This window comes from Bradyrhizobium sp. SZCCHNR1053 (assembly GCF_032381235.1).
In the GTDB taxonomy this organism is placed as follows: domain Bacteria; phylum Pseudomonadota; class Alphaproteobacteria; order Rhizobiales; family Xanthobacteraceae; genus Bradyrhizobium.
The window spans coordinates 33,844-46,740 of record NZ_JAUHJM010000004.1 but is presented as its reverse complement, the minus strand read 5'-3'; the positions used below and the strand labels follow the sequence as shown (position 1 = coordinate 46,740).

Below are 12,897 nucleotides of genomic sequence, written 5' to 3'. Positions count from 1 at the left end.
CTTGGGCCAACATACCCTGCATCGCACCGCGCTAACTTGTCTTTCCTGATTCCAGAAGACTCTCAGTCGGATCTTCGGATCTCTGAACCACCGCTCTCCAACCGCCCCTCCCGAAGTAGTCCATTGATCAGCGATCGCGCAGTATCTTCTATCGCCGGCCCCGTTCGACGGAAACCCATCCACCGAGCAAAGGAACGAATGGCCTCTTCGCGTGCGGTCCATTGACGCCCTTGCAAAGAAGCCAAAAACTGCTCCTTCAGAAAGTCGCGGTCGTAATCTTCAATCGCACGTGCGAAGAGACGGATAACCCCACGCTCGCTTGTGGTAATTCCGCGCCGAGCTGCTGCCCGTATGGCATTGTCGAGCTCATCGTAAACCCGCGCTCCGGTGCGCTGGTAACCTAACTCACGCGCAAGCGCGTCAATTGCTGCCTCCCGCTCTCTCTCCTGGCCGCCGAACAGATGGCGAATTCTACAAATCAAGTCCTCCCGATCCAACTCGTCAGGGCCAGGACGGATCGCATCAAGCTCAACCGATACGGCTGCCTCGTAGGAGGGCGCGTCGACCTCAGCGGCTTTGAGCAGCTCCGACGGGGGCCTCCAATACTCGGCAACTGCGGAGCTCGGACGCTGCAAAGTCATCACATTGGCTGCATGCCCCTCCGTTGCCGTACCCCCGTCTCTTTGTGCGAAAGCACGTGGCCAGCCGCCGTATGCGTCTACGACCTCGTCAATCTTCTTCATTAAGCGGATGGTCTCGGCGAGGGCGACTATGATCTCCTGATAGTGCTCAATATCCTTCTTGGAGAGCGTGCGGCCTTTGCGGTCTTTGAGCCATTTCTCGCAGACCTGGTAACCGCCGATGTGAAAATCCCAGACAGTTTCCGGCACGCCTCTGAAGCCAGCGGCCTGTCCTTTGTCGATCCAGACGGTATCTTTAGACCACGAGATCTTTTCGACCTCCGTATTTCGTCCACCGATGAATTCGGTCATGGGCTGGGCGAGCTTGGGCGATTCTAAGAGATGCAATGCGCTAAGTTCTCCGCCGAGACTAACCAACGCGCGAAACAACTCTAGACTTCCAGTCAATGGTAGGCGCGGGAAATCGATCTTCAGGAACTCGGCGTAACGGGTCCGGTAGTTCGGGCTGTGAAACACCGCGTAAGCGTAGTGGAAAATTTCTTCCGGCGTCAGGCCGTCGGGAAGGCTATCCGTTCCCGACTGACGAAGCCCCAAGGCTTGGGCCATTGCTTGCAAGAAGGCAGGTCTTAGGTTCGGCGCTTTGGCGTGACGAAAGGCAAGGCCCTCCTCGGGCGGAAAGATCCAAAGCGGGAAAAAGTAATTTACCTCCTTCAAAGAGACGAAGTGATGTCCAATAACGTTGGTGCTCACAAATACATGCCGGAAGTTCCCAGCCTCGATACTGCGAGTCGTTGAGATCCCAATGTTCTTCTTTCCGAGGACGTGCTGCATTGTCGGCCACGACATGCCCCAAACGAGGGAACGGTGGTAAAAGATCCTCCGCGTATCAAAGGGACGATAATCGATATTGACTATAAGCGACTTCAGGTTTCTCTCTTGACGAATGAGTGCCCGAGCCTTAGCCACGTCCCACCCTTTCTTTTCCGGAATATCTAGTTTCTCACAGACGGCTTTGTCGGAGAGAGAAGAGTCCCGAAACTCCGTTGCGGTGTGAAGCAAGGGCGCATCATCGAACGCAATCGATACATGATCTCGCGCCGTCACGACGCCCATGCTTCCCTGCTGAAAAATATCGCCAATTTTCCAACCGCGATCGTATTCTGCCGCGAAGCTACCATCCTGCGTCTTAAACAAAAAGAACGGCGGCGCAGGTGTAAAGGTCCGATAATCCACAGATCGGATGCTTGATCCGGCTAAGGTCGCGTATTTGCTTTCTCGACTTCCCCATAGGTCCGCACAGGAATTGGCGTCAGCAGTCTCCCCGATGGCCTTGATCCCGTGGAAAATCGCAACACCCTGTTGTATGTCGAAAACATTCTCATCGGCAGATCCATCTGGACATTTCTCCTTTTTTGAAGAATTGCCGTGCAGGTTCAGGCAGAAGATTTTTGGGAACGAACGGAGCAAGGACTCTCGCATTCCCCTCAGCGTCGGATTATCAGCGAATGAGTGATTGGTAATAAGGCCTAGTATGCCGCAACACGCTTGGTCGATCTGCACCTGAGAGAACCGAAAGAACTTGATGTAATCGTCCTGAAGGATCTTCTCGAACTGAAGGGCTCCCCGCTCTTTGATTGGTTCACCGTTAACATAACGATACGGATCAACTATGGCTCGGAGATGCTCAGTCAGATTCTGCGACCATAGAGAATACGGTGGATTGCCGATCACGACAGTGAACCGCTTGTATCTCTTGACTTCATTCACCGCTTCGGCTTCGTGGGCGAGCGCATCTAATCCGACGAGCGGGAGCTGTTTCGACCACGGTTCGAGGGCGTTCGTCAGATAGATGCGGGCACGTTCCTCGGCGCCAAAGCGGTAACCGGTCTCAGCAAGTTTGAGGCCGATTTTCATGTGGGCGATAGCATAGGGCGCCATCATCAGTTCGAAAGCGTGGAGGCGCGGTAGGAGATGCTTCGGCACGTACTCGTTCCACTCCGCGCGCTGTTGGGCGTCGGTGAGGCCTTGTCGCCTCCACTTGGCTATGAGGGCGCGGTGAATGACGTCGATGACTTCGACGAGGAAGGTGGCGGTGCCGGTCGCCGGGTCGAGGATTTGAACAAAGGGCTCATCGGGAGACACGGAGAGCTCTTGGCTCGACCCCTCACTGAGCGGCGGGAGTTTCAGGCCGGCGTGCTTCTTGAGCATCTCGCCCCAAGTGGTGGTGTCGGCGAGACCATCAGCTAAGCCAAACTCGTTTTGGAGTAGTTCGTGGACACCACGGACGATATACGAAACGACGGGCTGCGGGGTATAGAAGACGCCGCGCTGAATTTTGAGCTTCTTGTCGTATTCGTGCAGGAACAGTTCGTAGAAGTGCATCACCGGATCTTCCGCCCGGTTCCGGTCGCCGAAATCGCGAACGACGGCTTCCATATTGGCACTATCAAGCAACTCCACGACCTCGCCTACACCCAGCTCGTCGAAGTCGATACCGGGACCACCCGCCTTACCGCGCCGTCCGCCTACTTTAAGGAAGGTCTCCATAAGCTCGCGCAGGAATGGGTTCGTTCGCATGTGGGCCGCGAAGTCATCAGCCGTTTTCTTGTGCGGATCGGCTATGCGTGCTGAGAGAAGTCCGTATGCGATCGTCTGCGCGTACATATCGGCGAAACCATCGGAATCGAGGTCATGGACCAGCGCTTCCCGGAATGCTTTCATAAGCTTACTGAGCGGGCCCTTGTCAGTCTCGATGGCGAGTGCAGTCTTGATACGATCGCGAATGCTTCGGGCTAACTCGGCCAGCCGAATTGATAGCTCCTTGGAGGTGGTTACAACTTCCCGGTGTCGCAGATTGAAGGCGGTGCGCCAGTTTGCTCGCCAAGCCTCCGCGTCCGTATCGTCCTTGGGCCAGGCGAGATGTTGCGTCAGTTCTTTGGCCACCGCGTCGAGGTGAAGCGCAGTGTCGAGGTTGTCCCAGCCCAGCACCTTAAGAGTTGGAAGGTCACGGCCGTCATCGGCCCTTGAGAAGTGCGCGAAGCTAATTTGTCGCTCCTTGCCTTCCCCGTAGTTAGAGATGAAGAGCAAATCATCCGCTGCCCAAGCGGCGCGTTCAGCAGCATTGGCGGAAGCACGCTTCTTCAGCGCGACGGAGCTGAGGATGCGGCGCAGGGCGACGACCGGAAGGCTCTTCGGTTCGAACTTTACGAAGAATATGCCCCAAGGTTGATTTGCGGACAGTGGGCGTAGGCGCTTTATCTCCTGGATCTTTGCTGCGTTTTTAGCGTCAATCCCGAGCTCTTCTGGCGTGTACTCAAAGGTCAGCTCCTCGAAATCGCCACCATCGATTGGCCACCCCATGGGATCCCGCAGATAGCGGACAAGCTGGTCGAAACGTTTAATGGCGGCGAGTTCAGAACGATGATCAGTCGGCACAAGCTCAACCCTCGTTAATTTCCATCCAGCACTTGAGCGCCGGCTTTATACCCGCAGGCGCGTCTACGCGCTTCAAGTACGTGTTCTTAATGTGTCTCTCGATCTTGCCGCGCAGGTCGATCAGAGCCGTTTCCGTCATCTTGCAATACCGCGGCGTGTCTGGCTTGGAGCGAATACTGGCAACGATCTCACCCGGTTCTTCCAGAATGGCATTTCGGTCGAGATCGTACAGATACCAACGAGTCGTACCGGCTTCATGAGAAAATTCGCCGGTCTCCTTATCGAGCGCGGGCAGGCTGTAGCAAAAGAACACACCCGCCGCGCTCTTCCGCGGCCGCTCCTTTCCACTAAAAAACCCGCCCGGCATTCTCCCGAGGCGATCTTGAAGCGTTGGATCGGTCAGAATCAGCGATTGATATTCGAGGTGCATTTCCTCAACCGCCGTTTTTGTTCCCTCATATGCGTGATTGAACTCTTTGAGCGCATCATAATCATCATCGGGCCTCAGAAGCTTCTTTCCTTCGATTCCAAAAGTCTTCGAAATTAGCAGCGTCTTCTGAGTTACCTTGGTGTACAAAGTCAGAATTTCGTTCAATTCCTCTGGGGGCAGAAAATTCCAGAAACTCACTTTACCACGCGACGAGGCAACATCCGGGTGATCGCCTACAAGGCGCCTCTCAACTTCTGGATTCATACGACGATCAACACGGCCAATGCGTTGCATCAGTCGAACCGGATTCCAGTGAATATCGTAGTTGATCATCCGGGATGCATCTTGGAGGTTCAAGCCCTCTGAAAGAACGTCCGTTGAGATCAACACCCGGATTTCGTCGCGACCGCCATCGAGCAACATCTTACTCGTGTGCGCATTGTAGTACGGCGAGAACCGTTGGATGACATCTGCGCGATTTGTCTTCGTTGCACTGTCAACCTCCGCGACTCCCGTAATGCCTGCCGTCTCCAATTGACGCTTCAAATACCGGGCAGTATCGGCGAATTCGGTAAAGATCAGGACTTTCTGGCTGGCCAGCTCCTTGGATTTCAGAAGACGGATGAGCTTCTGTAGTTTGTCATCGTGTTTCGTTTCGAACTTTCTGGCCTCCTCTATGAACTGAACGATCTGATCCAGGTCTAGAAACGTCTCTGACATCATCTCTGCGACGTCGTAATCCTCTCTCTTGAGGCGTTCCACCGCATCGAGCATCTCCTGCGGCACGACATCGTCGTCAAGATCGCTATCTTCGTCTGGCCAGAGTTCGAGCTGCCGGGCCGCCGCATAGCCCAGGATCTCAGCATTTTGAGATTTCCAACGTTCGAGACGTCTCTTCTCCGAGTCGGTTTCACTGTGCACCTCAAGAAATGCAAGCAATTTCCGGAGCAAGCGATCACAGGACAGCTCGAACGCGGCGACGGAGCTTTCAAAGCGTTTGAGAAAATTGGTCCTGATCAGGCCGACGACCTGTTCCTGGCGTCCCTCTTCGAGAGGGTCTATGCTCTTATCGCGGCCCCTATACCAGGCGAGAGGATAATACATGGGCAGAGTAAACAACGGTTTCTTGCGGGTGAATGCTTTCTCAAACATCTCCAGCAAGCGCCCATAGGTCTTCCGAATGGAATACTCGGCGACTTGGGGCGGCCTTCGATCTGGGAACACCGCCGCATTATTCGACTCGCGCATCTGGCTTTCGCGCGCGTAAGCCCTGCTTCTCTGCACTACCAGACTCTTGAAAATCTCATCGCTCGCGAGAAATTCCTGCACCTCGCCAATATGACCCGACACATCCGCGACTTCAGGGCCAACCGATTTTCGCAATTGCTTTTCGATGTTGTTGAAGTGCGATCGGAGGTTATTAACACCAAGCGTTCGGGCGAAATAGGCTTCGTCCCGCCGAGTAAACAGCTCCGCCATATGACGAAAATCACTGATACGGTTATTGATCGGTGTGGCCGTGAGCATGAAGACGCTCTTCGGACGCACCGTCGAATCCAAGAGATCGTAGAGCTGATAATATCGTGACGGGAGGCTCGCGCCGTCCGACGACCTGCGAACTCCCGGATTGCGAAAATGATGAGCTTCATCGATGATGACGACATCGGCCAATTCTGCAATGCGACGAAATCGCTCCGGAAATTCACCTTTCCGCCCGAGATCAGTATGGCTGAACACTGCCAAATTGCTAAAGTCGGCGTTACCCCCCACTCCGCCAATATGAGGGAGATATTGTCGCAGATGAGGATCCCAAACGCCGTCCTTTGCAGCCTTCGGCGCAAATAGCACGACACGTTTCCCTTCATGTAAAACTAGGCGTTCGATCAACATTAGCCCAACGAAGGTTTTGCCTAGGCCGACGCCGTCACAGAGAAACGCTCCTCCGTGTTGCCTTGCGATCTTCATCAAGGCCCAATACGCCTCCTTCTGGTAGCGATCGATCCTCGAGAACATCTTAGAGCGCGTCTCGTCCCACTCGGTCGCAGTCAGTTCGTGACCACGGAAGAATTCGTGCAACGACTTGGCGTAAACATCGAAAGGCGAGTAGAGCCGCACATGGCGCGATATCGCCTCGAAAATGAGATCGGTTACGTCAACCGCTTCATTCCAGTGGGCATCAAACCACTCCTGGAGCTGGGTGACCTCGCGCGCGCTTTGGATCTGAACGTTAAGTTCAATATTCTTGGTCAAGCCCGGCATCGTGAAATTGCTTGACCCAACCAACGCTTGCGAGCCGACGACATCAAGCCTCGCGTGTGTAATATACGTCTTGGCGTGAAACTTATCACGGTCATAGACCCGACACTCGATCTGCCGGGACTGCAGCGCAGTTAGAATCGCCGGCACACCTCGGAGAAACGGGTTTGGTTCTTTCGTCGCTTCCAGGCTTCTGTCGAGCTCATCAACCGCCTTTTTGACTACAGTGTCCAAGAAAGCCTTTCTCGTTCGATGCGAGGTGTCGGCTCCCATAAGTATTCGAATCTTGTCAAGCGACTGCCACTTGCCGTCAAGCGCCAGAATGGTGCCGACATCGAAATAGCCAGTTGCGATGTCAAAGCCCTTGGCTATTTCGGTCCACTCTTCGAGATACCGCAGGGCGGTCCAACCCGAGACACTGTTGTCGACAATGAAAAGATCGCGGCCCTTTCGTTCCTCGCTCATGACCGAGCTCCGCGAGCAGACGCAACCACGGCATGACGCTTCAGAACTTCGGTCTCGAAGGCATCAAGGATGAGATCGTAGGAGCCCTCATTTTTGCCAACCTTCTGAGGATCCGCACGGAATGCATCGAGGATCACGCGGTATTTCTTCACAATTGCTTCCAAGTGCTCGTCCAAGAACTGGAAAGGATCTTCCTTCCAACGCACGTGCCCATTTGCGTCCTTCTCCATGAGTGCCCGCAGCCCATAGACCAGAGGCATGATCAGGCCGTCTGGATAGGCGTAGTCGACTTCCACATCCGTGAAATGAGCGCGGGGCTTCGATCGCATCCGGTCCGCCATTTTGACCACGGCAAGGCCCCCGAAGCGACCTTCGCGATCGCCATTGTAGGCCGCTGGAAACTCCCGATAGATCTTGTCGTAAAGCTCAGGCAGCTGGCCGGCGATGACAAGCGCGCTGTGCACCGCGGTGTTGTGAAGTTCATGTGTGTAGTCTCCATTGGAGGCTCTGGAGACACGCTCGTCGCCCATCAGCGTATCGAAGTGCTTGGCGAGCTCGCCCTTGTTCCGATAGATATTCTGAGGCGGGATTTTGAATTCCACCGGCAAATCAATTACCGACAACGGAATCCATGCGAGGGCGATCAAATCGCGTACCTTGACCTCGCCACCATCGTTCGTTTTCCACTCGACGCGATTCGCGATTGAGGGCTGAAGGGACTTGCGGAGGTATTCGTAGAACCCCTTCTTGTTTGCCTTGGTCTCCAACGTTAGTTCAACGTTGTTGTTGCGGGCCGCGCAAATATCAAGAAGAGAGCTGTTGAAGTCGTCCACGGTCTCGCTGTTGGTGATGTCGGCGGGGACAAGGACCTCCACCGGGACGAGAAAGTCGAGCGGCCCACCTCCCGCTTCTTCGCCCGCAACGCGTTTGAGCTCGGCAATCTCTTCGCGGTTTGCGGCCCAGGCGTCCTTCAACTCCGTCCATCGCTTGATCTTTTTGAAGATCCGATCATCGCCGAGAGCCCGCGCTAAGACGTAGGTGCCGATAGCAAGCATGTTGTGCCCGCCATCCAAGATTCCCTCGATCTTCGTATTCTCAAAACGGATTTCATACCGCTTGCGCTCAAGCGCGGCGTAGTTTGACGCGCCGACAAGAACCCCCTTTGTCTTGAAGGGAAAAGTGTCGGGCGTCTCGCAAATGCTCTCGATGATATCTGCGGTTACTGGACCAGCCTTGGCTTCGCGAGGGTTCGCTTCGAGATCCGCTGCATCAAACAGCTGCAGCATATTCTTCGCTCTGACAAAGCCCACAATACGGCGGACAGGTCCTTCCGTCTGCTCGGATACCTGCTCAAAACGGATAACGACTTTAGCGGGATTCATTTCGGTTCTCCAAAAAGGAGAGACCGATTCTAGTGCGGACTCACGTAATATGACGGCTCAAGGGGCGCGAAAAAACAAAACTATCCCAATAAAGCCATCGCTATCCAGCGACATCACGACCAGAACCGTCTCGGGTTCTTGTTTCAGCTTCCGTCCGGAAGCATCATCAACATGCACAATCGCCGGTTGTTCGTCAAGATATCTGTCGAATTGTCGAACGGTAACGCTTGTTGCGGCGCGGCACAAAAAGTTGGCGGAGGATTTCTGGGGTGAGCGACCCAGACACCGGTAGCCGGAAGTCTGAGGCGCAGCCTCTGGACGAAACCAAGAAACTGGACCAGTTGTCCTGCTGACCTGACACAGGCCAAGGATTGGGGAATCGCTAGATGCGCGTGGGGGAAACGCCGTCTGAAAAGCCAGCATTGCCATCGCAGACGGTCACTGCGCCATTGACTCATTGGCTCCGGGAGGATTTCGAAATCGGGCCCGAGGCGATGACCGATGTCGACCCTTGGGACCCACTATCGACATTTCCCGCGCCTGCTCCTCCGGATGCCGAGCTTTGTCGCGCTGGCGCAATCGGCTCGGGCGACTTCTGGGACCCAGCACCTGCGGGCCAAACCGACCTGGAGATTGCCAACGTTTCGAGCTGGCAGGCCGATCTACGGCTTCCCGACTTCATTCCACATGCCGCAGAAAATCCCTTCTATCTGAAGCTAAGGGCTCCGAGCAGCAGCGACAAAGCCCTTCAACGAGCTCGGTGGCTTGTGTCGTTGCTGGACCTGCCTCAGATCGAACGCCGGCGACGATTTGAGCAACGCTTTTCGGAATTGTTTTGCCAGTATCCCCATGCAGCAACGTTTTCTGCACTCGCCGACTTGGCCCTAGAAAATGCCGACGCCGACGACGTTTGGTCAGCCTTCGCGCTACGGCAGATTTGGGCGTCGTCGCCTTTGTGGTGGAGTACGCGACGCAGGGGATCCCGTCAGCCGCTCATACCCGATGGCGGCATAAACATGCTCGGCTGGGCACGCTCATATCGGTTCGTGGTGAATCGAAAAGGTCTTCCGCCAGAGGCAATCATTGAATCCGACTGGCTCGATGATTGGTTGGAATTGTCTATAGGCGATCCGCTGTACTGGCGATTTATCGATTACGCGGAGGCAAAGATTGAGGCATTTGCTGCCGGAGTGCTAGCCTCTCCCGCCCCTCCACGGCGCCACGTTAGTGCGCGCCCAATGGTCACTATAGACGGCTTCAATTTGTTCGATAGCTTTTCACGCACTGGGCTTTTGTGCCGCGGTCAAACTGAAGCGGTGGCGGTAACAAATGCAAACTCCGAAGACGTCCTTACTCCTAAGAAGGTCCGCGCATGAACGAGTTAGTACCCATCGAGAATGCGTGGGTGTGCCGAGTCAGCAATCCGTCCGAGATCGGTTTCGTAAGACGCGTTTTCGACCTCGATGATGGACCGATCATCGAGGTCGATTTCGGGCCAAATGGCGTATCACGGCTAAAGTCCGGAGACTGGGGCTGCGGTTTGCGCCCCGGGTTCACGGTGCAAGACGTCCCATTGTCAGGCGTTCGCGAAACCTTCGGAACCGGAACGGTGATGAAGGTCCGAGAACTCGCCACGCGCCATCAAGCCCTCGTTCAATTTCACATGACGGGTCACACGCTTTGGCTGCCATTTGAACGCTTGCGCCGAATCATGGATCCCGACCTGCGCTATCGCCGTTCTGAACCGGCAACACGGGATTCGGCCGATCGTCTCGCACTAAACGTCATGGCCCATCTCCTTCGGTCATGGAATGAGGCGACCGGCGCCTTGGATCGATTGGACGTCGATCCGCTTCCTCACCAAATCGGGCTAGTTCATCGCATCTTAAATTCAGGTCAGACAAATTGGCTGATTGCTGACGATGTTGGGTTAGGAAAGACGATCGAGATCGGCCTCCTTTTAGCTGCGCTCGAAAGACGTCAGAACATCCGTCGTATCCTGATTGTTGTTCCCTCCGGCCTGACCCGGCAATGGAAGGAGGAAATGCTCATCAAGTTTGATCGCCGGTTTCTCATTTATGGAATCGACTTTCGCGTGTCGGATGCTCGGGAGTGGGGTCTCTATGAACGCGTCATTGTGTCTCTTGATCTCGCAAAGCCGCGCAGCGCCCAGGATGACGGACGGGACGCTGATACAAGCTTTGGAATGTTCATGGCGGCCGGCGCGTGGGATATCATAATATTTGACGAAGCCCACCGCCTGTCCCGCGACGAACAGGGTCGATCCACATTGCGGTTTCGGCTTGCCCAAGGGCTACGTGAACGTACCGATGCGCTTGTCTTGCTGACGGGTACTCCTCATCAAGGTGATCAAGGAAAATTTCGCAACTTGCTGACCTTGGTGCGCCCTGATTTGGCAACCTTAATCAGTAACATCGATCACACTCCCGATGTGGTGCGCGAGATCATTCTAAGGAACCGAAAGATTGACGCCGTTGATATGGACGGCAAGTTTCTTTTCCACGGTTTGCTGGTCCGGCGCGTTGAAGTGGAGACTGATGAACAGTTTGCAGATCTGGAAGCGCGTCTAAGACAGTACCTGGCTCGGGGGTATGGCGCAGGCGATGCCATTGGCGGCAAGGAAGGACGAGCTGTCGGCTTCGTCATGACGATCTATCGAAAGCTCGCCTCCTCGTCGGTTGCTGCACTTTGGATTGCCCTACGACGGCGGCTTGATCGATTGTCTGAGCAGCCAGCGGCTCAGGAAGATAAAGCGGATACATTTGATGAAGATGATCAACCCGAGGCCGATGACAGTTTAGACCAGCACGGACCAGCCCAAAAACGTCAGCCGTTCTTCGAAGGCGAAGAGATCATGCTCAAGGATCTGATCGCGCGTGGGGAAGCGTGCATGAGAACGGACAGGAAGGGAGCGGCTCTCGTTGAAATCGTGCGCGAAGTGGTACGCGATCAGGGCGAAAAGATCCTGATTTTCACGGAGTTTCGATCTACTCAGGCCTATCTACTCCATCAAGTTCAGCGTCTCCTGGGAGTGCGACCGGCAATAATTCATGGCGGCATGACTGTGGATGAGAAGCGAGAAGCCGTTCGGTCCTTCGAAAGTGAGGTTCCTGTCCTTATCTCCACCGAGGCGGGTGGCGAAGGTCTGAACCTCCATCGACGGTGCCACATCCTTGTGAACTTTGACTTGCCTTGGAATCCCGCGCGCCTGACCCAGAGGATGGGACGGCTCTACCGCTACGGCCAGAAAGAACGCGTTGTGGCTATCAATTTCCATGCGCGCGATACGATCGACAACGAAATTGTCTCAACTGTCGTTGACCGCATCGATACTATCGTGCGTGAGATGAGGAGCGTTGGACCAGAATTCGACGAGCGGTACGCGGCGGAGGTCATGGGCGAGCTCTTGGAGCGTGTCGACATTTCTGAATTATTGGACGAGGCTCGCAATGGAAATGTCGAACGAACTAAGGAACGCATTGATGCTGCCATCGCGGAGGCAAGTAGGGCCAAAAAACTGCAGGACGAAGTTCTTAGCCAGATTGATCAACTTGATATCGGAAAGCGGTCCCTCGGCGGATACACCACCGCCAACTTAGCCGCATTCGTGCAACGGTCGGCCATCCGGTTTGATATTGAAGTGGTGCCCTCAGCTGACCTCGAACGGTTTACACTGCGTCTACCCTCCCATTTGAAGGGCACTTTTCGCGAATTTGGGAACCGAACAGTTGTAACGGCTACAACTCGGCGAAGAGATTGGAATCCGGAGAGCGATGTGGCCTTGATCGACTTCTCGGGCGCCTTCTTGAGGTATCTTGTAAACTCCGTGACGGCGGCGGAGTTCGGCGGCTCATATGCCACATTTGCGGAAGACGCTCTCCTTCCGAAGTTCTTTGCCGTCTTTTTGGCAAGGTACCAGGATGACCAAGGTCATCACCAAGGAGAAGACTTGATCGTTGTTCAACAAGAGAACGAGTCACTCACCGTCGACGGGAAATTCCTAGGACGCCTTTTTGAGGCTGCTCTCCAGGATGCGGAGCCGATCAGGCGGGACCCGCTAGTGAAAAAAGCAGAATTGGATGCGGCGAGAGATCGCGCAGAACTGGCGATGGCGAAGGCCGTCACACAATTCCGACATCCGAATGACTTGGTTACGTTGGCGGTAGCGGAGCTCGGTTCTCCGGTAAATGCAGCTGGCCGCTCTGTTATCGGTACACCACCGTAACACCTATGAGCATCTTCGTTGCGGCGGCGTCCCGCGCTTAAG

Annotated in this window: 5 protein-coding genes; 2 read left to right on the top strand and 3 right to left on the bottom strand. The window is 55.0% G+C overall.

Annotated features, from left to right (window positions below):
• Nucleotides 1-62 precede the first annotated feature (62 nt).
• The 3 genes from QX051_RS12340 to QX051_RS12330 are packed head-to-tail and all read right to left on the bottom strand — an operon-like array spanning nucleotide 63 to nucleotide 8,609.
• On the bottom strand, nucleotides 63-4,076 hold the full coding sequence (locus QX051_RS12340) for a type ISP restriction/modification enzyme (protein WP_315776305.1): 4,014 nt from the start codon (nucleotides 4,074-4,076) through the stop codon (nucleotides 63-65).
• Nucleotides 4,077-4,080: 4 nt separating this feature from the next.
• A complete protein-coding gene (locus QX051_RS12335; protein WP_315776304.1) occupies nucleotides 4,081-7,227 on the bottom strand; it encodes a helicase-related protein in 3,147 nt (1,048 codons plus the stop codon).
• Nucleotides 7,224-8,609: a hypothetical protein gene (locus tag QX051_RS12330; protein ID WP_315776303.1), complete on the bottom strand. Its 1,386-nt coding sequence runs from the start codon at nucleotides 8,607-8,609 to the stop codon at nucleotides 7,224-7,226. The genes QX051_RS12335 and QX051_RS12330 overlap by 4 nt, the downstream gene beginning before the upstream one ends.
• 386 nt (nucleotides 8,610-8,995) lie before the next feature.
• On the opposite strand from QX051_RS12330, the gene QX051_RS12325 reads away from it, so the two are divergent.
• Nucleotides 8,996-9,985 (top strand): hypothetical protein, encoded by a 990-nt coding sequence (locus QX051_RS12325; RefSeq protein ID WP_315776302.1) that lies wholly within the window; start codon nucleotides 8,996-8,998, stop codon nucleotides 9,983-9,985.
• Nucleotides 9,982-12,855, top strand: a complete 2,874-nt coding sequence (locus QX051_RS12320) for a DEAD/DEAH box helicase (protein ID WP_315776301.1) — start codon at nucleotides 9,982-9,984, stop codon at nucleotides 12,853-12,855. Before QX051_RS12325 ends, QX051_RS12320 begins: the two co-directional genes overlap by 4 nt.
• The last annotated feature ends 42 nt before the right edge of the window (nucleotides 12,856-12,897 follow it).